At 69.1% G+C, this 22410-nt stretch carries 25 protein-coding genes and 1 tRNA gene; 17 read left to right on the forward strand and 9 right to left on the reverse strand.

Annotated elements, in window-relative coordinates; all coding sequences use genetic code 11:
• Positions 1-90: 90 nt before the first annotated feature.
• Positions 91-444 (forward strand): DUF1428 domain-containing protein, encoded by a 354-nt coding sequence (locus AC1U89_RS20390; protein ID WP_479901470.1) that lies wholly within the window; start codon positions 91-93, stop codon positions 442-444.
• Positions 445-623: 179 nt separating this feature from the next.
• Here the strand turns inward: AC1U89_RS20390 and AC1U89_RS20395 are convergent, their stop codons facing one another.
• Positions 624-977, reverse strand: coding sequence for a SnoaL-like domain-containing protein (locus AC1U89_RS20395; protein WP_479901471.1), 354 nt, complete (start codon positions 975-977; stop codon positions 624-626).
• Positions 978-1111: 134 nt separating this feature from the next.
• On the opposite strand from AC1U89_RS20395, the gene AC1U89_RS20400 reads away from it, so the two are divergent.
• Positions 1112-1906 carry a DUF2461 domain-containing protein gene (locus AC1U89_RS20400; protein ID WP_479901472.1) on the forward strand — a complete coding sequence of 265 codons (795 nt, stop codon included), beginning with the start codon at positions 1112-1114 and terminating at the stop codon, positions 1904-1906.
• Here the strand turns inward: AC1U89_RS20400 and AC1U89_RS20405 are convergent.
• On the reverse strand, positions 1903-2334 hold the full coding sequence (locus AC1U89_RS20405; protein ID WP_479901473.1) for a helix-turn-helix domain-containing protein: 432 nt from the start codon (positions 2332-2334) through the stop codon (positions 1903-1905). The genes AC1U89_RS20400 and AC1U89_RS20405 overlap by 4 nt on opposite strands.
• Positions 2335-2407: 73 nt before the next feature.
• On the opposite strand from AC1U89_RS20405, the gene AC1U89_RS20410 reads away from it, so the two are divergent.
• The gene (locus tag AC1U89_RS20410; protein ID WP_479901474.1) at positions 2408-3253 is read left to right on the forward strand and encodes a class I SAM-dependent methyltransferase; all 846 of its coding nucleotides are present in this window, start codon (positions 2408-2410) and stop codon (positions 3251-3253) included.
• Positions 3254-3257: 4 nt separating this feature from the next.
• Here AC1U89_RS20410 and AC1U89_RS20415 read toward each other — a convergent pair whose 3' ends face one another.
• On the reverse strand, positions 3258-4094 hold the full coding sequence (locus AC1U89_RS20415) for a hypothetical protein (RefSeq protein WP_479901475.1): 837 nt from the start codon (positions 4092-4094) through the stop codon (positions 3258-3260).
• A gap of 154 nt (positions 4095-4248) precedes the next feature.
• On the opposite strand from AC1U89_RS20415, the gene AC1U89_RS20420 reads away from it, so the two are divergent.
• The 3 genes from AC1U89_RS20420 (at position 4249) to AC1U89_RS20430 (ending at position 5984) form a co-directional block, all read left to right on the forward strand.
• Entirely contained in the window at positions 4249-5049 is an 801-nt protein-coding gene (locus tag AC1U89_RS20420; RefSeq protein WP_479901476.1) for a phytanoyl-CoA dioxygenase family protein, read from the forward strand.
• Positions 5050-5091: 42 nt separating this feature from the next.
• Positions 5092-5478 (forward strand): hypothetical protein, encoded by a 387-nt coding sequence (locus AC1U89_RS20425; RefSeq protein WP_479901477.1) that lies wholly within the window; start codon positions 5092-5094, stop codon positions 5476-5478.
• Between the two features lie 89 nt (positions 5479-5567).
• Positions 5568-5984 carry a hypothetical protein gene (locus AC1U89_RS20430; RefSeq protein ID WP_479901478.1) on the forward strand — a complete coding sequence of 139 codons (417 nt, stop codon included), beginning with the start codon at positions 5568-5570 and terminating at the stop codon, positions 5982-5984.
• A gap of 41 nt (positions 5985-6025) precedes the next feature.
• On the opposite strand, the gene AC1U89_RS20435 is transcribed toward AC1U89_RS20430, so the two are convergent.
• Together AC1U89_RS20435 and msrB are read right to left on the reverse strand one after the other, a co-directional pair.
• Positions 6026-6337 (reverse strand): hypothetical protein, encoded by a 312-nt coding sequence (locus AC1U89_RS20435; RefSeq protein WP_479901479.1) that lies wholly within the window; start codon positions 6335-6337, stop codon positions 6026-6028.
• A gap of 103 nt (positions 6338-6440) precedes the next feature.
• Positions 6441-6923 carry a peptide-methionine (R)-S-oxide reductase MsrB gene (gene msrB, locus AC1U89_RS20440; protein WP_479901480.1) on the reverse strand — a complete coding sequence of 161 codons (483 nt, stop codon included), beginning with the start codon at positions 6921-6923 and terminating at the stop codon, positions 6441-6443.
• Positions 6924-7035: 112 nt separating this feature from the next.
• On the opposite strand from msrB, the gene AC1U89_RS20445 reads away from it, so the two are divergent.
• Positions 7036-7611: a DJ-1/PfpI family protein gene (locus AC1U89_RS20445; RefSeq protein ID WP_479901481.1), complete on the forward strand. Its 576-nt coding sequence runs from the start codon at positions 7036-7038 to the stop codon at positions 7609-7611.
• Between the two features lie 48 nt (positions 7612-7659).
• Here AC1U89_RS20445 and AC1U89_RS20450 read toward each other — a convergent pair whose 3' ends face one another.
• Complete coding sequence (locus tag AC1U89_RS20450; protein ID WP_479901482.1) at positions 7660-8175, reverse strand: GlcG/HbpS family heme-binding protein; 516 nt, start codon at positions 8173-8175, stop codon at positions 7660-7662.
• 187 nt (positions 8176-8362) lie between these two features.
• On the opposite strand from AC1U89_RS20450, the gene AC1U89_RS20455 reads away from it, so the two are divergent.
• The 3 genes from AC1U89_RS20455 to AC1U89_RS20465 all read left to right on the forward strand — a co-directional run bounded on the left by AC1U89_RS20455 (position 8363) and on the right by AC1U89_RS20465 (position 11347).
• Complete coding sequence (locus AC1U89_RS20455; RefSeq protein WP_479901483.1) at positions 8363-10372, forward strand: acetyl-CoA carboxylase biotin carboxylase subunit; 2010 nt, start codon at positions 8363-8365, stop codon at positions 10370-10372.
• Between the two features lie 40 nt (positions 10373-10412).
• Positions 10413-10871 (forward strand): DUF805 domain-containing protein, encoded by a 459-nt coding sequence (locus tag AC1U89_RS20460; RefSeq protein WP_479901484.1) that lies wholly within the window; start codon positions 10413-10415, stop codon positions 10869-10871.
• A 68-nt stretch (positions 10872-10939) separates the two neighbouring features.
• Positions 10940-11347 (forward strand): DUF805 domain-containing protein, encoded by a 408-nt coding sequence (locus tag AC1U89_RS20465; protein ID WP_479901485.1) that lies wholly within the window; start codon positions 10940-10942, stop codon positions 11345-11347.
• Positions 11348-11494: 147 nt separating this feature from the next.
• Here the strand turns inward: AC1U89_RS20465 and lipB are convergent, their stop codons facing one another.
• The gene (gene lipB, locus AC1U89_RS20470; RefSeq protein WP_479901486.1) at positions 11495-12220 is read right to left on the reverse strand and encodes a lipoyl(octanoyl) transferase LipB; all 726 of its coding nucleotides are present in this window, start codon (positions 12218-12220) and stop codon (positions 11495-11497) included.
• Between the two features lie 70 nt (positions 12221-12290).
• On the opposite strand from lipB, the gene AC1U89_RS20475 reads away from it, so the two are divergent.
• The 5 genes from AC1U89_RS20475 (at position 12291) to AC1U89_RS20495 (ending at position 17005) form a co-directional block, all read left to right on the forward strand.
• Positions 12291-12542, forward strand: coding sequence for a FliM/FliN family flagellar motor switch protein (locus AC1U89_RS20475; RefSeq protein WP_012287186.1), 252 nt, complete (start codon positions 12291-12293; stop codon positions 12540-12542).
• 85 nt (positions 12543-12627) lie between these two features.
• Positions 12628-12712 (forward strand) — tRNA-Leu (locus AC1U89_RS20480).
• 143 nt (positions 12713-12855) lie between these two features.
• Entirely contained in the window at positions 12856-14310 is a 1455-nt protein-coding gene (mgtE, locus tag AC1U89_RS20485) for a magnesium transporter (protein ID WP_479901487.1), read from the forward strand.
• Between the two features lie 171 nt (positions 14311-14481).
• Positions 14482-15756: a lysozyme-family localization factor SpmX gene (gene spmX, locus AC1U89_RS20490; RefSeq protein ID WP_479901488.1), complete on the forward strand. Its 1275-nt coding sequence runs from the start codon at positions 14482-14484 to the stop codon at positions 15754-15756.
• Between the two features lie 94 nt (positions 15757-15850).
• Positions 15851-17005, forward strand: coding sequence for an isovaleryl-CoA dehydrogenase (locus tag AC1U89_RS20495; RefSeq protein WP_479901489.1), 1155 nt, complete (start codon positions 15851-15853; stop codon positions 17003-17005).
• 548 nt (positions 17006-17553) lie between these two features.
• Here the strand turns inward: AC1U89_RS20495 and AC1U89_RS20500 are convergent.
• Complete coding sequence (locus AC1U89_RS20500; protein ID WP_479901490.1) at positions 17554-17688, reverse strand: hypothetical protein; 135 nt, start codon at positions 17686-17688, stop codon at positions 17554-17556.
• A 141-nt stretch (positions 17689-17829) separates the two neighbouring features.
• On the opposite strand from AC1U89_RS20500, the gene AC1U89_RS20505 reads away from it, so the two are divergent.
• Complete coding sequence (locus AC1U89_RS20505; protein ID WP_479901491.1) at positions 17830-18606, forward strand: methyltransferase domain-containing protein; 777 nt, start codon at positions 17830-17832, stop codon at positions 18604-18606.
• Between the two features lie 293 nt (positions 18607-18899).
• Here the strand turns inward: AC1U89_RS20505 and AC1U89_RS20510 are convergent, their stop codons facing one another.
• Positions 18900-20669, reverse strand: coding sequence for a patatin-like phospholipase family protein (locus tag AC1U89_RS20510; RefSeq protein ID WP_479901500.1), 1770 nt, complete (start codon positions 20667-20669; stop codon positions 18900-18902).
• A gap of 112 nt (positions 20670-20781) precedes the next feature.
• Between AC1U89_RS20510 and AC1U89_RS20515 the strand changes: the two genes are divergently transcribed.
• Entirely contained in the window at positions 20782-22389 is a 1608-nt protein-coding gene (locus AC1U89_RS20515) for a carboxyl transferase domain-containing protein (RefSeq protein ID WP_479901492.1), read from the forward strand.
• The last annotated feature ends 21 nt before the right edge of the window (positions 22390-22410 follow it).

Consider the following 22410-nt stretch of genomic DNA (forward strand, 5'->3'; position numbering starts at 1 on the left):
GGCGCGGGCGGCGACGATTTTTCCGGCGTCATGTCGGAACGCCGCGCCGTCGCGCGTCCTTTGGGAGGCAAGCAACCCAGGGAGGACGTCATGTCCTATGTCGATGGTTTCGTGATCGCGGTCCCCAAGGACAAGGTCGAGGACTACAAGGCGATGGCCCGGCTCGGGGGCGAGGTCTGGATGGAGTTCGGCGCGCTGTCCTACGTCGAATGCCTGGCCGACGACGTGCCCTACGGCGAACTCACCTCGTTCCCGCGCGCCGTCCAGGCCAAGGACGACGAGATCGTGGTGTTCTCGTGGATCACCTACAAGGACAAGGCCTCGCGCGACGAGATCATGGCCAAGGTCATGGCCGATCCGCGCCTGAAGCAGGACCCCAAGGACATGCCCTTCGACGCCAAGCGCATGATCTTCGGCGGGTTCGCGCCGTTCCTGGAACATTGAAAACCCTCTCCCATGGGAGAGGGAGGGGCCCAGGCGAAGCTTGGGAGGGTGAGGGCGTAAGACGTCAGCCGGCGCGCCGGCAGGGCGTTTGCATGACGAGCGGGTGAGGGCGTAACCCCTCACCCTCCCACCGCTACGCGGCGGGTCCCTCCCTCTCCCTCAGGGAGAGGGTTTCACCCTCAATAGAAGAACCGCTCCTCGGCGATCTTGCCGTCGCGGATCGTATAGAGGCCGACCTCGTCCAGGGTTGTGCGCTCGCCCGTGGCCTTGGGCGTCACGTCCATCTTGAAGCCGACCACGAACTGGTCGCCGTTGACGAACGGGCCGGTGATCGTGAAGCCGTGGACCTCGTTGTTGGCGGCCCACCATTCGCCCTTGCCGCGCACGGCGGCCTTGCCGGCGATGCGGGCCATGTCGCCTGGCATGGCCTCGATGCTGACGACGTCGTCGGCCCAGTATTTCTCGCCGGATTCGTCGAACTTGCCTTGCTTGCACAGGGCGACGAGGTCGTCGGCGATCTCTTGAACGGTCATGATGGTGCTCCGGGGTGAGGGCGTTTGCGGCGGGACCATCGACCCACGCGGCGGCCCGCGCAATCGCGGCGGCGCCGGTTGATGACAGGGGGTGTCAGCAGACAGCCGGCGGGCTTTCGGTCTAGCCTCGCGCCATGACTCGCACGCCCTTTTCCGGCTTCGCCGCCGCCGACCTGGCCTTCCTGACCGGCCTGGCCGCCCACAATGACCGCGAGTGGTTCACCGCCCACCGCGCCGTCTATGACGACCGCCTGAAGCCCACCCTGTCCGCCCTGATCGACGCCCTGAACGGGGCGCTGGCGGCGCGCGACCTGCCGCTGGCGGGCGATCCGAAGAAGAGCGTGTTCCGCATCCACCGCGACGTGCGCTTCTCCAAGGACAAGCGGCCCTACAAGACCCACGTCTCGGCCACCCTGACCCGCGACGGCCAGAAGCTGTCGCCGGGCTTGGTCTATGTGCACATCGAGCCCGAGGGCGGGCCGGCGCCGGCCTTCGATCCCGAGACCATCGACCCGCTGGACCCCTCGACCCTGCCGTCGGCCCAGGAGGAGCAGGCGGGCTACGCCGGGAACGGGCCGTTCGCGGCGGCGGGCTTCTACCTGTCGGAACGCCCGCACATCGACGCCTTCCGCCGGGCCATTGTCGCCGATCCGAAGGCCTGGCTGGCGGTCGAGAAGCATCTGGCCGCCAAGGGGCTGCCGCTGGAGCCCGGCGAGCCGACCAAGCGCATGCCCAAGGGCTTCGAGGACCATGCGGGCATGACGCTGGAGGCGGGCCTGAAGCGCACGCGCTGGCTGGTCCGCCGGCCGTTCACTGGAGCCGAGATCGGCGACGACGAATTGCCCGAGCTGATCGCCGACTTCGTGGCCGACGCCCGGCCGCTGCTGGCGTTCGGTTGGAAGGCCCTGCACGGCGTGAGGACGGATTAGGCGGGTTCGGCCCGGAAGCGACGCCGCGTCGGCTGGGCGGCCGCCTGGCGTCCGGCCAGGCGCGCTATGCCGCGGAAGCGCGGGCAGTCCATCAGGCTGGGCGCGGTGCAGGCCACGGCGTGCAGCAGGCCGTCGCGCAGGCGGGCCAGGTCGTCGATGCGCCGGTCCAGCTCAGCGGCCTTGGCCCGCAGCTGGCCCTTGTCGATGGCCGGGCCGTCGCTGAGCATCACCGCGATCTCGTCCAGCGAGAAGCCGGAGGCCCGGCCCAGGGCGATCAGCGACAGGCGCTCCACCGTCGAGGGGGCGAACAATCGCTTCAGGCCATGGCGGCCGGTCGAGACGATCAGGCCCTTCTCTTCGTAGTATCGCAGGGCCGAGGCCCGCACGCCGGTCCGGCGCGCCAGTTCGGCGATGTCGATATCGAACATGCTTGACCTCAAGTCGGCTTGAACTTGCAGGATGCGTCCACGACCTCGAAACCGCAACGATCGGAAGACCCGCATGACCGCTCAAAATCCGCCCGGAACGATGACCGCCGAATTCTGGAACGCCGAGGGCGGCGAGGTCTGGGTGCGCCAGCAGGACCTGCTGGACCGCCTGAACGCCCCCATCGGCGAGGCCGTGGTCGCCCGGGCCGATCCGGGGCCGGGCCGGCGGGCGCTGGATGTCGGCTGCGGGGCGGGGGCCACCACCCTGGACATGGCCCGTCGCCTGGGCCCGGACGGGTGCTGCGTCGGGGTGGACGTCTCGGGCCCGCTGCTGGACCTGGCGCGCGAGCGGGCTCGGGGCGAGACCTTCGGCCGGGCGGAATTCGTCCAGGCCGACGCCCAGGACCACGCCTTCGCGCCGGGCGCGTTCGACGTGATCCTGTCGCGGTTCGGGGTGATGTTCTTCACCGACCCGGACGCGGCCTTCGCCAACCTGCGGCGGGCGCTGAAGCCCGGCGGCGCGCTGGTCTTCGCCTGCTGGCGGGGCCCGGCCGACAATCCGCTGTCCCAGGTCCCGCTGGAGGCGGCCGCGCCCCTGCTGTCGCAACCGCTTCCGCCGCCGCGTGAAGGTCCGGGCCGTTTCGCCTTCGCCGACCCGGCCCATGTCCGGGGTATCCTGGCGCGCAGCGGCTGGCGCGACGTCGAGATCGCGCCTCTGGACGCGCCCATGCCCGCCAGCCTCGACGAGATGATGGCCCTGAGCCTGGAGCTGGGGCCGCTGGGCCAGATCCTGCGCCGCGAGGACGCGGCGACCCGGGCCAAGGTCACCGAGGCGGTGGCCGCCCGCCTGCGCCAGGAGATGCGCGACGGCGTCGTGCCGCTGAGCGCGGCCTGCTGGCTGGTGACGGCGAAGGGGTAGGGCCTTAGTCCTTGCGGGCCTTGGCCTTGTCGCCCGTATAGACGTCCACGGCCTGCTTGGCGCCGCCCGCCTTCAACTTGCGGATATAGGCCAGCTCGGCCTTGGCGCCGCCGTGGTCGGGCTCCAGTTCCAGCGACTTCAGATAGGCGGCCTCGGCCTCGTCCAGGCGGTTGAGCTCGGTCAGGCAGAAGCCCCGGCTGCGCTCGATCCGCGCCTCGCCGTCGGGATTGGCCAGGTTGTCCAGCAGGTCCATCGGCGGCCGGGCGTCGTAGAAGGCCAGGGCCTCGGCGAAGCGGTGCTGCAGGATCAAGGCCGAGCCCTTCTCGGTGACCAGCATCAGGTTGTCGGGCTGGAAGCCCAGGCCGCGATCCAGCCAGACCAGGGCCTCCTCGGGCTGGCGATGCTCCACCGCCAGGGTGCCCAGCAGGAAGGCGGCCGTGCCATAGGTGTTGAACACCGCGACCACCTGGCTCGGCCCCTGGCCCGCTTTGCCGGCGGCGCCCGCCGCGGCCACCGTGGCGATGAGGGCGGCTTGGGAGTCGTTGACGCGGATCGTGGTCACGCCGGGCTGGCGGTCGACCACCGGCCAGCGGGCCGGCGCGTTGGCCACTACCTTTTGCAAGTCCGCGACCATCGGCTCCAGCTCGGCGAAGGAGGTCACGTGCAGGGCCTTCTCGACCACCTTGCGGTCCTTGGCCTCCTGCTTGACGAACGCCTTCTGGTCCACGGCCGGCGGCGAAGCGGCGGCCTGCGCCAGCGCTTGAGCTAGGACCGGGGCCGGCAGGGCGGCCGACGACAGAAGGGCGGCGGCGATGATCGCCTTCAAGGTGGTCACGCGCATGCGTCGTCTCCAGCGAAGCTTGTCACGACATTGAAGTACAGTTGTAATAAGTCAAGCCTTTACGATCGGTCGGCCGGTGACGGCGAAGGGGCAGGGGGCTAGTCCTCTCCTTGACCCCGAAGAAGTCGCGCCCTTCGCGAAAGGAAAGAGCCGTATGCCCTTTAGCGAAAACCGCGGCGTGCTGAACGACGAGCAGGTCCAGGACTTCATGGAGCGGGGCTTTGTCCGCCTGGACGAGGCCTTTCCTCGCGCGCTCGCCGACGAAGCGCGCGACATCCTCTGGCGGGACACGGGCTGCGATCCCGCTGACCCGACGACGTGGACCAAGCCGGTCGTCCGCCTGGGGATGTACAGCCAGCGGCCCTTGGTGGAGGCCGCGAACACCGGGGTCCTTCGCGCGGCCTTCGATCAGCTGGTGGGCGCGGGGCGCTGGCTGCCGTGCGGGGCGATGGGCACGTTTCCCGTCCGCTTCCCTTCGGCCGAGGACACGGGCGATACGGGCTGGCACGTGGACGCCAGTTTCGGCTGGGAGGAGCCGGATTTCATGGACTGGCGCGTGAACGTCAGCTCGAAGGGGCGGGCGTTGCTGATGCTGTTCCTGTTCTCCGACGTCGGTCCCGATGACGCGCCCACGCGCATCGCGGCGGGCTCCCATCGCCCCGTGGCGCGCGGGCTCGCCAAGGCGGGCGAGGCCGGGATGACGCTCAGACAGCTGGTCCCGGTGATCGAGGCCGTCGATCCTCGCCCGGACGTCCTGGCGACCGGCGCGGCCGGGACGGTCTATCTCTGCCATCCGTTCCTGGTCCACGCGGCCCAGCCGCACCTCGGCCGCCTGCCGCGCTTCATGGCCCAGCCGCCGTTGCTGCCCAGGCTGGACCTGCCGCTGGAGCGCGACGACGGCGCCTATTCCGTCGTCGAGCGGGCGACACGGCGGGCCCTGGGCTTGGCGGAATAGGCGGGCGGGGAACGGTGGACGGCCCGAGGGCATTCCACCGCCATGCTCGCGCTCATCCTCGACCTCTGCAACATCCTCGGCGGCTTCCTGTTGGCGATCGGCCTGCTGGCCCTGATCCCCAACGCCGGCGACAACCTGGCGCGGTTCGCCGAGCGGCTGGGGCCGTTCCGCTGGATCGTCGGGGTGATCGCCCTGGTCTGTGGCGGCTTCTTCCTGATCGTCCACCTGGTCAGCGGGCCGCGCGTCTTCCACTTCGAGATCGTGGGGATCGCGGTGGGCGTGCTGCTGCTGTGGGACCGGCTGCGGGCCKGGCGGTTGGCCAATCGCGACCTGCCGGCCAGCGGGACGCAGGGGCCGGGCCTGGTGCTGGCGGTGTTCGGGATCATCGCCATGATCGTGGGGCTGCAGGGACTCTTCACCCCCRATTGACCACGCCGACGCTTCTCAATCGGCCGTTAAGGCGGCGGGCGCAGAGTCCTTCGCAACCCGCCAGCAGGGCGGGATCAGGGAAGACCGTCATGTCCTCGACCGTGACATCCAGCTTTCGCCGCGGCCACGACCATTTCGAGCCGCAGGACACCGATCCCCAGACCCAGCGCCGCCTGCGCGGCCAGCTGGAGCAGATCGACTACACGGCCTTCGCCTCCAACACCGCCGTGATCTCGCAGGTGGTCGGCAAGAGCGACGCCGGCAAGTTCCAGCGCCTGGCGGTGGCCGCGGCCATGGCCCGGGCCCGCTGGGTGGCCGAAGCCGTGGCCATGACCGAGGGCGGATCGGCGATCTCGCCCGACCAGACGGCGCGCCTGGCGACCCTGCGCGCCGCCTACGAGGAACTGGCCGAGGTCTACGAGGCCATGCGGCGCATGGTGGAGCGAGGCTACCTGACCTACAGCAATCCGATGGTCACAGAGGGCGGCAACGTGGTGGCGCGCTAAGGCCGCGCCCGGAGGCTCGCGCCCCCAGGCGGGCCTTGCCGTCAGCGCGAGCCGAACACCAGTTTCCAGCTCACGCCGGGCGGCGCGAAATAGCGGTACTGCAGGTAGTTCGAGCCGGAGACCGGAGTGACCTGGTTGTTGACCAGGCGCGTCCAGTTGGAGCCGGTGAACGAATATTCCGCATAGGTCGCGCCCGGGTCGCCCTGGCCCAGGGACAGCAGCAGCACGGCCGAGCCGGTGTACAGCGTGCCTTCGCCGCCGCCGGACACCGCCGGGCCGATCTGGAATTGCCAGTTGACGCCCGCATTGGCCGCTTCCGCGCCCAGGCTGGCGGCGACGTCTTCGTTGCTCATCTGCAGTCCTCCGACGTCCGGCTCCACGATTGGAACCGGAGCGGAGGGACCTTGGTGCCCTACCGTMGCGAGTTCAATACAAAAAGTTGTATTTCTGAGTCGCTCAATCCTTGATCGCATCGCCGCGATGGAGCGGATCGGGCAGGGGATCGCCGGCCTTCACGAACTGCAGCGACACCGAATTGATGCAGTAGCGCAGCCGCGTCGGGGCGGGGCCGTCGGGGAAGACGTGGCCCTGGTGGCTGTCGCAGCGCGCGCAGCGGGTCTCGATGCGGAGCATGCCGTACGAGGTGTCGCGCACCTCCTTGACGTGCGCCTCGTCGAACGGGGCGTAGAAGCTGGGCCAGCCCGTGCCGCTCTCGAACTTGGTGCGGTACTCGAACAAGGGCAGGCCGCACTCGCGGCAGCAATAGACGCCGGGGCTCTTCTCGCCCAGCAGGCCGCCGCAGAACGGGGCCTCGGTGCCGTGATGCAGCAGGACGCGGGCTTCCTCGGCCGTCAGGTCGGCCTCGAGGCGCAGGCGCTCGGGCTCGGTCGGCGGGGTCAGGTCGAAACCGGTCGCGGAGAGATGGGCTGTGTCGGTCATGACCGGCAATATGGGCGCTCGAAGCCTTTTGCGGTAGGGGGCGCGCGCCTGCTGACAAGAGGCGGGGCGACGGCGCATAAGGTCGGTTCCAAACCGCCGAAAGGACCCCGCCATGACCGTCGCCGTCGCTTTCCTGCAACCGGGCTGGGCCGACTGGGAGGCCGGGTCGGTGCTGTCCTACCTGCGCGAATACTGCGGGGTGCAGGTCGAGATCGCCACGCCGGACGGCGAGCCGCAGACCTCGATCGGCGGGGTGCTGGCGGCCTCGGACTACAAGTTCACCGACCCGGTGCTGTCGGACGCCGACGTCTTCCTGCTGATCGGCTCGGACGCCTGGCCCGGTTATCGCGACGAGGCCTTCGACGGCCTGCTGCGCCAGGTCCATGCCGACGGCAAGATCGTGGGCGCGATCTGCGGCGCGACGGTCGCCGTGGCCCGCGCCGGCCTGCTGGCGGGCAAGGCCCACACCTCGAATGGGGCCGAATGGCTGGCCGGCCATGCGCCGGACTATGCGGGGATCGAGGGCTATGTCGACACGCCCAAGGCGGTGACCGACGGCAGGATCGTCACGGCCTCGGGCCTGGCCCCGGTCACCTTCAGCGCCGCGATCGGCCGCCTGGTCGCGCCGGAAGCCGGTGACAAACACGACGAATACCTGGCGCTGTTCGCGCGGGAGTTCGCGGCCTAGATTTGATCCGCTCATCCCGGCGTTCGCCGGGATGAGCGGAGTTTGGGGTTATTTCAGCGCCGCCGCCCCGGCGCGAGCCACCTGGCCGTCCTGGGCGCCGGAGCCGCCCGAGACGCCGACGGCGCCGGCGATCTTGCCGTCGACGATCAGCAGCTCGCCGCCCTCGACGGCCAGGGCGCCGGTGAAGATCGAATTGAGCGTGCCGCCCTTCACCGCCTCCTGGAAGTAGGAGGTGGGACGGCGGAAGCTGGCGCTGGTCTCGGCCTTGCGGCGGGCCACGTCGTTGGAGCCGTACTGCGTGCCGTCCATTTTCTCGCTCATCACCAGGGCGCCGTTGGGCTCGACCACCACGATCACCATCGTCCAGCCCTGCTTGCGGGCCTCGGCCTCGGCGGCGGCGACCACGGTCTTGGCCTCGGCCAGGGTGATCGTGCGGCCGTACTGCGGGGTCGGGGTCGGGGTCGGGGCGGGGGCAGGGGCGGGGGCGGGGGCCGTCTGGGCCAACACCGGCCCGGCGGTCAGGACGGCGGCCAGGGTCAGCAAGGCGAAGGCGGGACGGAGCATCGACGGTTTCCTCTCAAGCGGCGCGGACGGGCGCTGGAACCTTGCGCGCCGCCCGTCGCTCATCGTTACGGTCTCTCGCGGAAACCGGTGTCATGAACAATGTCACGCTGCGGCGCCGTTGCAAACCTCTGGCGGCCTGCTAGTGCCTGTCCAACGAGACAATTAGAAACGCGTAGGGAAGACCCGGATGTTCAAGAAGCTGCTGATCGCCAACCGGGGCGAAATCGCGGTCCGCGTGATCAAGACCTGCCGCCGCTTGGGCATCAAGACCGTGGTCGTCTATTCCGACGCCGACGCCGACAGCCTGGCCGTCGAGATGGCCGACGAGACCGTGCACATCGGCCCCGCGCCCGCCGCCCAGTCGTATCTGGTGGCCGACAAGATCATCGCGGCCTGCAAGCAGACCGGCGCGGAAGCCGTGCATCCGGGTTTCGGCTTCCTGTCCGAGAACGCCGGCTTCGCCCAGCGCTGCGCCGACGAGGGGGTGGTGTTCATCGGTCCCAATCCCGGCGCCATCCAGGCCATGGGCGACAAGATCGAGAGCAAGAAGTTCGCCCAGGCCGCCGGCGTCTCCTGCGTGCCCGGCCACATCGGCGAGATCGACGACACCGCCCACGCCGTGAAGATCTCCGAGCAGATCGGCTATCCGGTCATGATCAAGGCCAGCGCCGGCGGCGGCGGCAAGGGCATCCGCGTGGCCTGGAGCCGGCAGGACGTCGAGGAGGGCTTCCCGGCCGTCCGCGCCGAGGCCAAGGCCAGCTTCGGCGACGACCGCATCTTCATCGAGAAGTTCATCGAAAGCCCGCGCCACATCGAGATCCAGGTGCTGGGCGACAAGCACGGCAACGTCGTCCACCTGTTCGAGCGCGAATGCTCGATCCAGCGCCGCAACCAGAAGGTCATCGAGGAAGCCCCGTCGCCGCTGCTGGACGAGGCGACCCGCGCGGCCATGGGCGCCCAGGCCGTGGCGCTGGCCAAGGCCGTGAACTACGACAGCGCCGGCACGGTCGAGTTCGTGGCCGGCCAGGACAAGAGCTTCTTCTTCCTGGAGATGAACACCCGTCTGCAGGTCGAGCACCCGGTCACCGAACTGATCACCGGCCTGGACCTGGTGGAGCAGATGATCCGCTCGGCCTGGGGCGAGACGCTGGCCTTCAAGCAGGACGACCTGAAGATCAACGGCTGGGCCATCGAGAGCCGCATCTACGCCGAGGACCCGTACCGCAAGTTCCTGCCCAGCATCGGCCGCCTGGTCCGCTACGACCCGCCGACCGAGGGCCAACAGGACGGCTACACCGTCCGCAACGACGCCGGCGTCCGCGAGGGCGACGAGATCTCGATGTACTACGACCCGATGATCTCCAAGCTCTGCACCTGGGCCCCGACACGCCTGGAGGCGATCGACGGCATGGGCCGGGCGCTGGAGGACTTCCACATCGAGGGCCTGGGCCAGAACATCCCGTTCCTGGCCGCGGTGATGGACCAGGAGCGCTACCGCTCGGGCAAGATCTCGACCAACTACATCAAGGACGAGTTCGCCGACGGCTTCAAAGGCGTGGACCCCACGCCCGCGCAGGTCGACCTGCTGACCGCCGTGGGCGCGGCCATGCAGCGGGTCTACGCCGCCCGGTCCAGGACGACCGACGCCGGGCTGAGCAATCCGATCCGCACTGAATGGGTCGTGGCCGTCGGCAAGGCCAAGCGCCGGGTCAAGCTGTCGGGCGGCTATCCGCTGGACGACGGTCCGCTGAAGGTCGACCTGCTCGACGAAGGCCGGACCCTGGTGCTGGAGATCGTCGACTGGCGTCCGGGCAAGCCGGTGTTCCTGGGCAAGCTGGACGGCAAGGCCTTCACCGTTCAGGTCACGCCGGCCGCCGAGGGCTTCACGATCCGCCACCGCGCGGCCAAGACCAAGGTGCTGGTCCTGACCCCGCGCTCGGCCGAGCTGCACGACAAGCTGCCCGAGAAGCAGGCCGCCGACACCTCCAAGCTGGTGCTCTCGCCGATGCCGGGCCTGGTGGTCAGCATGGATGTTGTCACCGGCCAGCAGGTCCGCGAGGGCGAGGTGGTCTGCGTGCTGGAGGCCATGAAGATGCAGAACATCATCCGCGCCGAGCGCGACGGCGTGGTCAAGGCCGTCAACGCCAAGGGCGGGGACCCGGTGGCCGCCGACGAGGTGCTGGTCGAGTTCGCCTAGACGTGGTTTCGTCGCCCCAAGGTAGAGCTTGGGGGATTCGATGACGTTCGTGCAGAAGCTGTTCTCGTTCCAGGGCCGCCTGCGTCGTCGCGACTACTGGCTGTGCAACCTGGCGCTGGGCGTGGCGATCGCGGTGATCGCCGGGCCGCTGGTCGTCGCCTTGAACATCCAGCCCGACGATCCGCGCTTCCAGGCGGCGACCATGGTCTTCCTGTGGCCGTCGATCGCCATCCTGGTGAAGCGCATCCACGACCGCGACAAGACCGGCTGGATGGCGGCGAACTACTGGGTCCCGTCCCTGGTCTCAATGGGGTTGAGCTTCCTCTCCGATCCCGAGTTCGCCATGTGGAAGGTATTCGTCGACATCGGAACCGGCATGGTCGGGCTATGGTACCTGGTCGAGTTCGGCTTCATGGACGGCACCCAGGGCAAGAACGCCTACGGCCCGTCGCCCAAGGGCGTGGAGGCGACCGAGAAAGTGGCCGAGGTCTTCTCCTAGCAGAGGCCTTCCGCTGAAACGCGGCGCGGCCTAGGTTCGGCGTATCGGAGTCGCTGGGGCCGGACGGAATGAACGATCGCGCGGAATGGTGGGACCTGTTCCTGTCGGCCTCGGGCCGGACCGCGCGCGGGCCGTTCCTGATGGCGTCGGCGGCGCTGTTCGGGTTCGCGGTCGTCTACGAGGCGGTGGCCGGTACGGTCATTCACGTGCTGACCGGCTGGCTGGTCTATCCGCCGCTGCTGTTCTTCGCCACCTGCGTGCTGTCCAAGCGATTGCATGATCGGGGACGATCGGGCTGGTGGGCGGCCCTGGTCCTGCTGTCGCTGATCGCGATCTGGCCGACGCCCAAGCACTTCCTGGATTTCCTGTTCGCCGGCGTCGTCGTGTGGTCGATCGTCGAGCTGGGCGTGATGCCGGGCGAGCAGGGGGCCAATCGCTATGGACCGAACCCGCTGAAGCCGGCCGCTGCGGTCTAGACCACCTATATCCCGCTCATCCCGGCGAATGCCGGGACCCAGATGGAATAGCTTTGAGGCTGACGCCAAAAGCGCTGAGTCCCTCCAGTCATCCACACCGCCATGGGATCTGGGTCCCGGCATTCGCCGGGATGAGCGGATAAAGGTCTAGACCGGCGCCTCGGCGGTCTCGATCGGCCCGAACACCCGCTGGAACGACGCGCGCAGCGCCTCGTCGGCCTCGTCCATCGTCACCGGCAGGCCCAGGTCCACCAGGCTGGTGACGCCGTGCTCGGTCTGGCCGCAGGGCACGATCCCGGAGAAATGCTCCAGGTCCGGCTCCACGTTCAGGCTGATCCCGTGGAAGCTGACCCATTTGCGCAGCTTGACGCCGATGGCGGCGATCTTGTCCTCGCGCGACCAGCCCGGGCCCTTGCGCTCGACCCAGACCCCGACCCGGCCCTCGCGCATCTCGCCCACCACGTTGAAGGCGGCCAGGGCGTCGATGATCCAGGTCTCCAGCGCCGCCACGAAGGCCCGCACGTCGCGTCCGCGCCTGGTGAGGTCCAGCATCACATAGGCCACCCGCTGGCCGGGGCCGTGATAGGTGAACTGGCCGCCGCGCCCGCTCTCGAACACCGGGAAGCGGTCGGGCGCGATCAGGTCGGTGGGCTTGGACGAGACGCCGGCGGTGTAGAGCGGCGGATGCTCCAGCAGCCAGACCAGCTCGCCCGCCGTCCCGTCGGCGATGGCGGCCGCGCGGGCCTCCATGGCGGCAACGGCTGCCGGGTAGGGCACGTACCCGGTCGAAACCGCCCACCCCACGGGCGCGCCGTCCGGCGCTCCCAAGGACGGAAGTGTCGAGTTTTCAAGGTTTAACGGGCGATCAAGCATACGGCCTTAGTCTTGCATCGGGTGGCGCGCGATCGAACGTGGTCGCGTGTGAAATCCAGGGACTTACTTCGTGAGCCAGGTCAACGCCGTCAATGTCGAGATCTCCGTTCTTCTGGGACGGTCGATCCTGCCGATGCAGCAGCTGCTGCGCATGGGCCGCGGCGCGGTGATCCCGTTGGACGCCAAGACCAACGACGAGGTCTGGATCCTGGCCAACAACCACCCCATCGCCCGGGGCGAGATCCAGATCAGCGACGACCGCATCGCCATCCAGGTGACCCGCGCCGCCGACGTCTACGACTACATGGCGGGCGGGTCCTAACGGCCAACAGAGCGCGGTTCGGGATTTCCGAACTTCGCGCTTTCCAAATCGAACTCAGTTTGCTACCTGCCGCGCCTCACCACGAGCGGTCGTGGCGGAATTGGTAGACGCGCAGCGTTGAGGTCGCTGTGGGGCAACCCGTGGAAGTTCGAGTCTTCTCGACCGCACCAAGGTGACAACGGATAGAGCGCTTCCGGCGAATTCGGTTTCCGACTCGCCGGGGGCGCTCTAACCATTTCCGGGGAAGGGCTTGGCCCTTCGCAGCATTCAGGTCACGCGCAGGACGCACGTCTTACGAGTTCAGGAGGTCCCAATGTCCCGGGAAACAACCGACCTGACAGACGATCCGCGCCACAACCTGGTCATCCCCGAGCCCGATACGATCGAGGACCTCGAAGACCTCGCGCTGGGCGACGACTACGCCCTCAATCCCGACTACGTAGAGATGGTCATCGACGCGGCCGACCGCGGCGACACCGCGCGTCTGCGCGAGCTGGTCCACGCGCTGGAGCCCGCCGACGTCGCCGACCTGATGGGCTTCCTGTCGGCCGGCTACCGCGAAGAGGTGATCCCGGTCCTGGATCCCGAATGGCTGGGCGAGATCATCGCCGAGCTGGACGACAACCTGCGCGAGGAAGTGCTGGAGGCGACGCCCTCGCACACCCTGGCCAAGGCGTTGGAGGAGCTGGACTCCGACGACGCCGCCGACGTCATCGACGACCTGGACGAGGGTAAGCGCGCCCAGGTCCTGGCCGCCATGGACGAGGGCGATCGCGCGGCGATCGAGACGACCCTGTCGTACGAGGACGAGACGGCCGGCCGCCTGATGCAGCGCGAGTTCCTGGCCGCGCCGCAGTTCTGGACCGTGGGCCAGACCATCGACCACGTCCGCGAGAACGGCGACAACCTGCCGGAGCTGTTCTTCGACGTCTATGTGGTCGATCCGGCCTACACGCCCGTCGGCGCGCTGCCGATCAGCCAGCTGCTGACCCACAAGCGCGAGACGCCCCTGGCCGAGATCATGGAGCCGGTGACCGAGATCACCGTCGACATGGACCAGGAAGAGGTCGCCTACATCTTCGACAAGTACCACCTGATCAGCGCCCCGGTCGTCGAGGCCGGCGGCCGCCTGGTGGGCCAGATCACCGTCGACGATATCGTCGGCGTCATCCGCGAAGAGGCGGAAGAGGACATCCTGGCCCTGGCCGGGGTGAGCGACGCCGGCCGCGACGCCAATGTCGTGGACATCGTCAAGTCGCGCCTGCCGTGGCTGCTGCTCAACCTGGTCACCGCCACCATCGCCGTCAGCGGCGTGGCCGTGTTCCAGGGCGAGATCGCCCAGCTGGTGGCCCTGGCCATCTTGATGCCGATCGTCTCGTCCCTGGGCGGCAACGCCGGCACCCAGACCCTGGCCGTGGCCGTGCGCGCCCTGGCCAGCAAGGAGCTGACCACGGCCAACGCCCGCCGGATCATCCTGCGCGAGCTGTCGGTGGGCATCGTCAACGGCTGCACCCTGGCCCTGGTCATGGGCGGGGCGACCTATCTGTTCTTCGGCCCGGCCGACCATCACGGCAAGCTGGCGATCATCGTCGGCCTGGCCCTGATCACCAACATCTTCACCGCGGCGGTCGGCGGCATCCTGGCGCCGCTGGCCCTGGCCAAGATGGGACGCGATCCGGCGGTCTCGTCGTCGATCTTCGTGACCTTCCTGACCGACTTCACGGGCTTCTTCGCCGTCCTGCTGATCGCGGCCCTGCTGTTGCACTGAATCGGTCGAAGACGCCGTCCGGCTGGACGGCGCGGCGCGAATCCGCCACGGGCGGCGTTCATTTCATGAAAGAGGGGTCGAAGGCCCCTGCGGAACGCCAGAACGGCGCCCATCTTGCGCGGTGCASCCTGAACGCATCCGCGTCTGTCTCAAACTGGGTCATTCTAGGCGATGAAACCGCGCTATCAGGTCTCCCGCGCCGCCGTCGAGCTCATCAAGAGGTTCGAAGGGTACCGGATGAAAGCCGCTCAGCTGCCCGACGGGCGCTGGACGCTGGGCTATGGCCATACCCTGACCGCGCGGGCCGGGGCGTCTGTCTCGGAACAGGACGCTGAAGCTCTTCTGCTCTACGACCTGATCACCGTGGCCCACGCGGTCAACGAGAATGTCTACGCGCCGCTGAACCAGAACCAGTTCGACGCCCTGGTCTGCTTCGCCTTCAACATCGGCACCGAGAACTTCATCCGCTCGGCCGTCCTGCGCCGCCTGAACGAGGGCTCGCCGCTGCTGGCCGCCTGCGAGATGGAGATGTGGCGCAAGGCCGACTTCGAGGGCGAGCGGATCGTCGTCGACGCCCTGGTGCGCCGCCGTTCGGCCGAGAAGACCCTGTTCCTGACGCCGGCCGACGGCGGCTGGGTGGCCGCGCCCAGCTCGGTGCTGCGGCCCAAGATCGACTACGACGCCGGCAAGCTGGTGCCCAGCCAGGCGCCGGCCGCCATCACCACCGCGCTGAACGGCGACAAGGCCGTGGCCCTGCGCACGGACGGCGGGGCGACCGCGGCCCTGACGGGCGCCGGGCCCAGCGCCAGCGAAGTGGCCTCCGCCGCCGTCAGCGCGCGCCTCGAGGCGATCCTGCCCGACGAAGCCGCCGCGTCGGTCCGGCTGACGCCGCCGCAGCAGGACCTGGTCCTGCCCGAGCCGCCGCCGGTCCTGGCCGCGACGGCCGCTGCTGCTCCGTCGCCGTTCATCTACGCCAATCCCGAGCCGCCGGGCCCGATCATCGCGCCGTTCCAGCTGACGCCGGACGAGCCGGTCGCCGAGTCGGCCTTCGCGCCGCCGGCCGCCGCGCCGGCCGCCGAGCCCGCCGTGGAACCCGAGCCCGAGCTGTTCGAGGCCGCCCGGGCCCCGGCMGAGGCCTCGCTGTTCAATCTGGGCGGCTTCTCGACCAGCGGCCCGGCCGACCTGGCCGCCCAGGACGTGGCCCTGGCCCCGGTCCAGCCGCACGCCTTCGGCGGGATCAGCCTGCTGGTCAGCCTGGGCCTGCTGGGCCTGGCCCTGTTCGGCGGCGGCATCCTGTGGAACCTCAGCGTGGGCGCCAACGAGGGCCTGTCGCCGATCCGCATGTTCGGCTGGGGCGCCAGCGTGATCGGCATGATCTGCTTCGCCACCTCGGCCTACCTGCTGATGCGCCGGCTGGGCGATCCCGACATCCAGGACGAAGAATAGGCAGGACGAAGACTAGACCTCGATCCTCGATGTCGAGAGCATGAACGCCCGCGGGTCTGCTTGATCCGCGGGCGTTTGTGCTATGGAGTCGCGCATGACGAACCAAACCGCACCCTCGATGGACTTCGCGCTGGGCGAGACGGCCGACGCGATCCGTGACACCACCGCGCGCTTCGCCGCCGACCGCATCGCGCCGATCGCCGCCAGGATCGACGAGACCAACGAATTTCCCCGCGACCTGTGGGTCCCGATGGGCGACCTGGGCCTGCACGGCATCACGGTCGAGGAGGAGTTCGGCGGCCTGGGCCTGGGCTATCTCGAGCACGTTATCGCCATGGAGGAGGTGAGCCGCGCCTCGGCCTCGGTGGGCCTCAGCTACGGCGCCCACTCCAACCTCTGCGTCAACCAGATCCGCCGCTGGGCGACCCCGGAGCAGAAGCAGCGCTACCTGCCCAAGCTGATCAGCGGCGAGCACGTCGGCTCGCTGGCCATGAGCGAGGCCGGTTCGGGCTCGGACGTGGTGTCGATGAAGCTGAAGGCGGAAGCCGTCGGCGACCGCTACGTGCTGAACGGCACGAAGTTCTGGATCACCAACGCCCCGCACGCCGACACCCTGGTGGTCTACGCCAAGACCGATGAGCGCCGGATCACGGCCTTCCTGATCGAGAAGGGCATGAAGGGTTTCAGCGTCAGCAAGAAGCTCGACAAGATGGGCATGCGCGGGTCCGACACGGCCGAGCTGGTGTTCGAGGACTGCGAAGTCCCCGAAGAGAACGTGCTGGGCCCGGTGGGCGGCGGCGTCGGTGTGCTGATGAGCGGCCTGGACTACGAGCGCGCCGTGCTGTCGGCCGGCCCGCTGGGCATCATGCAGGCCTGCCTGGACGTGGTGCTGCCCTATGTCCGCGAGCGCAAGCAGTTCGGCCACGCCATCGGCTCGTTCCAGCTGATGCAGGGCAAGATCGCCGACATGTACGTCGCCCTGAACTCGGCCCGGGCCTATGTCTACGCCGTGGCGCGGGCCTGCGACGCGGGCAAGACCACGCGGTTCGACGCGGCCGGGGCGATCCTGATGGCCTCGGAGAACGCGGTGAAAGTGTCGCTGGAGGCCATCCAGGCCCTGGGCGGCGCGGGCTACACCAAGGAATGGCCGGTCGAACGCTTCCTGCGCGACGCCAAGCTCTACGACATCGGCGCGGGGACCAACGAGATTCGCCGCTTCTTGATCGGACGGGAGCTGGTGGGCGGCTGATACTTGCCCCCACCTGACCGCTTCGCGGTCTGTCCGCCCCCGTAGGGGGCGGAGGCTTCAAGCGCGGTGCGGCTCTTCCCCCTCTGGGGGAAGACGATCGCGAAGCGATCCGTAGGGGGCAAGTGATCGCCGCCGCAGCCCCCTCAGTCGGCTTCGCCGACAGCTCCCCCGGAGGGGGGAGCATCAAAATGCAAGGGCCGCCCCGATCGCTCGGGACGGCCCTACATCGTCGTAGCCGCGTCGCGGCGTGACTTTGAACCTTAGGCGTTCAACGCCTTCAGTTGGAAACCTCGTTCTTCAGGCTCCAGGTCACTCGCGACCTCGGTTGGAGACAATGAGACACTGGTCACCTCCTTTCAGTTGTTGAACAACACAAGAGGAATATGGGCGCCGATCGGCCGTTGTGCAAAGGGGCAAAGTCGCGACGCGACGTCGCGGGCGCCGATTGCTTGATCGGAAGGCGGAGGACGCGTGGCGTCGGGGAGGGCACTCCCGGGTCGCGCAAAGGGGGGACATGCGCGACCCGGGGCCGCATCATCCTGGTCGGGCTAGAGGGCGCGCACGACCAGGATGATGAGGGTCCAAAGACCGAGGTTGAGGCCCAGCATGCCCAGGCGATGCACGTTCACGGCCGGGGACTTGGCGGCGACAGCGACAGCGGGGGCGACGGCGGAGCGGTTCACTTCGGTTTCCATCCTGCGGCGCGGTGGATCAGCGCCTTAACCAAAAGATAGGGAAGGGCGGCCTCTGCTCCCATGCGACAAAGTCGACGGATCGGTGCAAATGAGCGGACCGATTGTCGCAGTTCTTGCACGGAGGGCCGGATGCCGGTCTGGGATCCCGACGTCTATCAGCGCTACAAGGCCTATCGCGACCGGCCGGCCCTGGACCTGATGCTGCAGATCCCGCGCGACCTGGAGCCGCGCGAGATCTGGGACCTGGGTTGCGGCACCGGCGAGCACGCGGCCCTGCTGAAGGCCCGCCATCCACAGGCCCAGGTGCACGGCCTGGACTCCAGCCCCGAGATGCTGGCGCGGGGCCGGGCGATGCGGGCCGACATCGACTGGGTGCTGGGCGACATCGCCGCCTTCGCGCCAGAGGTCCCGCCCGACCTGATCTTCACCAACGCCGCCCTGCAATGGGTGGACGGGCACGAGACCCTGTTCCCGCGCCTGATGGGCCTGCTGGCGCCCGGCGGCGTGTTCGCTTGCCAAATCCCCGTGGTGGCCGACGACGGCTGGCGGCGCAGCCTGCGCGAGACGGCGCTGGACGGGCCGTGGGCGTCACGCCTGGCCGACATCGAGCGCGTCCGCTCCGGCGTCGACCCGCGGCCCTATCACGACTGGCTGTCGCCCCTGAGCGAAGACCTCGACGTCTGGGTGACCACCTATGTCCACGCCCTGGGCGGCGACGATCCGATCGTCGACTGGACCTCGGGCACCAGCCTGCGGCCGTATCTGGAGGCCCTGGACGACCCGGCCGAACGCGCGGCCTTCCTGGCGGCCTGGCGCGAGCGGCTGGCGGTCGACTATCCGCGCCGCGAGGACGGGGTGACCCTGTTCCCGTTCACCCGCCTGTTCGTGGTCGCCCGGCGCTGGTAGGCAGCGCGAGCGGCTATTTCGAAGTTCCGAAACGGGTGTAGGGCGGCCCTCGGAACCCCTCTCTCATAGAGAGAGGGAGGGGCCCGCCGCGAAGCGGTGGGAGGGTGAGTGGTTTCACCGCCGGCCGGCAAATCCCAAGACGTTCAACTTCGTTTTCGAGGCGTCAAAAACAGCGCACCACATCGACCGTCTTAGATCCGATTCACTCGAAGGCCTCCCGAACGACCGCGCCCCATTCGGTGAGAGTGTAACCACTCACCCTCCCATGGCTTCGCCATGGGCCCCTCCCTCTCTCAAAGAGAGAGGGGTTTGGTGGGCCGCCCCTGTGTCTCCGAGAGCTCCCTCAAACTCGGCCGCCGCCTCAGCTCGGTCACCGGCTTGCCCAGGCTGTCGACGGCCAGGGCGGCGGCGGCGCGCCCGGCCGCGACGGCGGGCGCGAAGGCCTTCCAGTCGCGGATGTCGATCTCGTTGAGCTTGGGCGTGATGAGGACGTCGGTGGCCTCGCGGCTGGCCGCCAGGTCCCGCCCGGTCGACACCGTGGCCGCCCGCATCAGCAGGGCCACGATCGGCGGCCCCTTGCGCCACTCGCCCGACCAGAACCAGGTCCACAGCGAGGCGGGGCGGTCGACGTCCTCGGCGGTGATGCTGCGGCCGCGCGTGACGTCCACCCCGACGATCGGCCCCAGCTGGAAGGCGCGCATCACGTCGGCGGGGAAGTTCTTCATCACCGCCCCGTCGACCAGCACCGAATTGCCGTCGGCCACGGGCGGCAGCACGCCGGGCAGCGAGATCGAGGCGCGCAGGGCGTCCTTCAGCACGCCCTGGCGGTGCAGGTGATAGGCGCCCGAGGTCAGGTTCGACGACACGCAGAAGAACGGCAGCCACAGGTCGGCGATCTCGATGTCGTCGAAGTGCTCGTCCAGCCGCGCCTTGACCTTCAGGCCCTGGGTCATGGCCACCAGGGGGAAGGCGATGTCGTCCAGCGGGCTGGTCTCGACGAAGGCCTTGCGGATGCGGGTCTCCATCTCGCCGTCGTCCCAGCCCATGGCGAGGCCGGCGGCCACGACCGCGCCCATCGAGGCGCCGCCCACGAAGTCGATCGGCACGCCGCGCTCGCGCAGGGCCTGGATGGCGCCGACATGGGCGTAGGCCCGCGCCCCGCCGCCCGACAGCACCAGGCCCACCGACTGGCCGGTCAGCACCCGCGCCATCCGCTCGACGTCGGCCATGCCGTTCTCGCGCAGATGGAAGAGGCGAGCGGCCTGGGTGGCGTTCAGCCATTCGCCCGAGCCCTTGGGATGGGTCACGTTGGCCGGCTGCAGCAGGATCAGGTCGACCAGCCGCTGGTCCTGCAGCGGACCGGAGGCGTAGGACGGGATGATCGACGGCGGGCGGTGGTCGCCCAGGCCGACGCGGAACAGCCGGTCCACCTGGCGGCCGACCACGTGCTTCCAGGCGGTCTCCTCGGCCTCGGCCACGTAGAGGACGAAGTCGTGCCGGCGCTCGACGCCGCTGAACCACTCGGTCGGGGCCAGCAGGGATTCGGCGCCCTCGACGGTGACTGAATAGCCCAGGCCCGAAATGGCGTGGGCGATCCGCTCCACGACCGGCCGGATCGCCTTGCCGGGCTCCACCGCGATGAAGCCGTAGACCGACGGGTCGCCGATCGAGGCGTGGGCGCCGGCGTTGCGGGCTCGGCGGATCATCAGCCGCGACAGCTCGATCATCACGTCCGGATCGCGCTCGACCGCCTCGAAGAAGGCGGCGCGGGGCAGGGCCAGGATTTCCGAATCGCGCAGGGCCACCAGGTTGGCCGAGTGGGGCGCGCCCGCGATCATCGCCATCTCGCCCGCCGGCTCGCCGGGACGGATCACCCCCAGGAACTGCGGCTCCTGGCCTTCCTCGCGCCGAAAGGCCCCCAGCCGGCCGGTGCGCAGGAAGTAGAGGTAGTCGGCCGCTTCGCCGGGCGCATAGAGTGTCGCGCCGCCCGGCAACGAGAACCAGGCGGCGTCGCCGTCGCGGTGCTCTTGCGCGAACAGGCGGGCCAGGGCCGTATCGGCCATGAAGTCGGGCAGGGTGACCACGACCCGACGCTAACTTGAACCGCGGACCTTGACCATCGAAGGTCAAAAACTGCGGCTTTCGGTGGGAAACGGAAAAGGCTATGCCTCGATAATGCCGAAGATGAACACGGGTATCGACAAGAACGGCGAGACCTTCGCCAAAAACGCCGCGCACAACCGCGGTCTGGTGGAGGCGCTGCGCGAAAGGGTCGCGCAGGCGGCCCTGGGCGGTCCGGAGAGCGCCCGCACCCGCCACACGTCGCGCGGCAAGCTGCTGCCGCGCGAGCGGGTCGAGCGCCTGCTGGATCCCGGTTCGCCGTTCCTCGAGATCGGCCAGCTGGCGGCCTGCGACCTCTATAACGGCGAGGCGCCCGGGGCGGGCGTGATCACCGGAATCGGCCGGGTGTCGGGCCGCGAGGTGATGATCGTCGCCAACGACGCCACCGTGAAGGGCGGCGCCTATTTCCCGATGACGGTGAAGAAGCACCTGCGCGCCCAGGAGATCGCCCAGCAGAACCGCCTGCCGTGCGTCTATCTGGTCGACAGCGGCGGGGCGAACCTGCCGCACCAGGCCGAGGTCTTCCCCGACCGCGACCACTTCGGCCGCATCTTCTTCAACCAGGCCCGGATGAGCGCCCAGGGCATCGCCCAGATCGCCTGCGTCATGGGCTCGTGCACCGCCGGCGGCGCCTATGTGCCGGCCATGAGCGACGAGACGGTCATTGTCCGCGACCAGGKCACGATCTTCCTGGCCGGTCCGCCGCTGGTGAAGGCCGCCACGGGCGAGGTCATCTCGGCCGAGGAACTGGGCGGGGCCGACACCCACGGGCGCCGCTCGGGCGTGGTCGACCACGTGGCCAATGACGACGAGCACGCGCTGGAGATCGTCCGCTCGATCGTCGCCAACCTGAACACCACCAAGCGGGTCGAGACCGAGATCCGCGACGCCCGGCCGCCGGTCCACGATCCAGCCGAGCTGTACGGCATCGTGCCCACCGACGTGCGCGCGCCCTACGACGTGCGCGAGGTCATCGCCCGTATCGTCGACGGCAGCGAGTTCGACGAGTTCAAGGCCCTGTACGGCACGACCCTGGTCTGCGGCTTCGCCCGCATCTGGGGCCAGCCGGTGGCGATCCTGGCCAACAACGGCGTGCTGTTCAGCGAGAGCGCCGTGAAGGGCGCGCACTTCATCGAGCTGGCCTGCAAGCGCAAGATCCCGCTGGTGTTCCTGCAGAACATCTCGGGCTTCATGGTGGGCGGCAAGTACGAGGCCGGCGGCATCGCCAAGGACGGCGCCAAGCTGGTCACGGCCGTCGCCAGCGCCGAGGTGCCCAAGTTCACCGTGCTGATCGGCGGCAGCTTCGGGGCCGGCAACTACGGCATGTGCGGCCGCGCCTACAGCCCGCGCTTCCTGTTCACCTGGCCCAACTCGCGCATTTCGGTGATGGGCGGCGAGCAGGCGGCCAGCGTGCTGTCGACCATCAAGCGCGACGGCATGGAGGCCAAGGGCGAGACCTGGGCGGCCGAGGACGAGGAGGCCTTCAAGGCCCCGATCCGCGCCCGCTACGAGGCCGAGGGCGACCCCTACCACGCCACCGCGCGCCTCTGGGACGACGGGATCATCGACCCGGCCCAGACCCGCGACGTGCTGGGCCTGGCCATCAGCGCCAGCCTGAACGCCCCGATCCCCGAGACGACCTTCGGCGTCTTCCGGATGTAGGCCGAGAAAAGGGAAGGGAGG

The organism is Caulobacter sp. 05T431 (assembly GCF_056665975.1).

Coding starts and splice junctions, on each gene's coding strand:
- AC1U89_RS20430 (WP_479901478.1), top strand. CDS start 5,568: ATGTCCTCGACCGTGACATCCAGCTTTCGCCGCGGCCACGACCATTTC.
- AC1U89_RS20405 (WP_479901473.1), bottom strand. CDS start 2,334: ATGTTCGATATCGACATCGCCGAACTGGCGCGCCGGACCGGCGTGCGG.
- AC1U89_RS20435 (WP_479901479.1), bottom strand. CDS start 6,337: ATGAGCAACGAAGACGTCGCCGCCAGCCTGGGCGCGGAAGCGGCCAAT.
- AC1U89_RS20465 (WP_479901485.1), top strand. CDS start 10,940: ATGAACGATCGCGCGGAATGGTGGGACCTGTTCCTGTCGGCCTCGGGC.
- AC1U89_RS20400 (WP_479901472.1), top strand. CDS start 1,112: ATGACTCGCACGCCCTTTTCCGGCTTCGCCGCCGCCGACCTGGCCTTC.
- AC1U89_RS20410 (WP_479901474.1), top strand. CDS start 2,408: ATGACCGCTCAAAATCCGCCCGGAACGATGACCGCCGAATTCTGGAAC.
- lipB (WP_479901486.1), bottom strand. CDS start 12,220: ATGCTTGATCGCCCGTTAAACCTTGAAAACTCGACACTTCCGTCCTTG.
- mgtE (WP_479901487.1), top strand. CDS start 12,856: ATGTCCCGGGAAACAACCGACCTGACAGACGATCCGCGCCACAACCTG.
- AC1U89_RS20420 (WP_479901476.1), top strand. CDS start 4,249: ATGCCCTTTAGCGAAAACCGCGGCGTGCTGAACGACGAGCAGGTCCAG.
- AC1U89_RS20390 (WP_479901470.1), top strand. CDS start 91: ATGTCCTATGTCGATGGTTTCGTGATCGCGGTCCCCAAGGACAAGGTC.
- AC1U89_RS20510 (WP_479901500.1), bottom strand. CDS start 20,669: ATGGCCGATACGGCCCTGGCCCGCCTGTTCGCGCAAGAGCACCGCGAC.
- AC1U89_RS20505 (WP_479901491.1), top strand. CDS start 17,830: ATGCCGGTCTGGGATCCCGACGTCTATCAGCGCTACAAGGCCTATCGC.
- msrB (WP_479901480.1), bottom strand. CDS start 6,923: ATGACCGACACAGCCCATCTCTCCGCGACCGGTTTCGACCTGACCCCG.
- AC1U89_RS20495 (WP_479901489.1), top strand. CDS start 15,851: ATGACGAACCAAACCGCACCCTCGATGGACTTCGCGCTGGGCGAGACG.
- AC1U89_RS20455 (WP_479901483.1), top strand. CDS start 8,363: ATGTTCAAGAAGCTGCTGATCGCCAACCGGGGCGAAATCGCGGTCCGC.
- AC1U89_RS20415 (WP_479901475.1), bottom strand. CDS start 4,094: ATGCGCGTGACCACCTTGAAGGCGATCATCGCCGCCGCCCTTCTGTCG.
- AC1U89_RS20395 (WP_479901471.1), bottom strand. CDS start 977: ATGACCGTTCAAGAGATCGCCGACGACCTCGTCGCCCTGTGCAAGCAA.
- AC1U89_RS20450 (WP_479901482.1), bottom strand. CDS start 8,175: ATGCTCCGTCCCGCCTTCGCCTTGCTGACCCTGGCCGCCGTCCTGACC.
- AC1U89_RS20445 (WP_479901481.1), top strand. CDS start 7,036: ATGACCGTCGCCGTCGCTTTCCTGCAACCGGGCTGGGCCGACTGGGAG.
- AC1U89_RS20460 (WP_479901484.1), top strand. CDS start 10,413: ATGACGTTCGTGCAGAAGCTGTTCTCGTTCCAGGGCCGCCTGCGTCGT.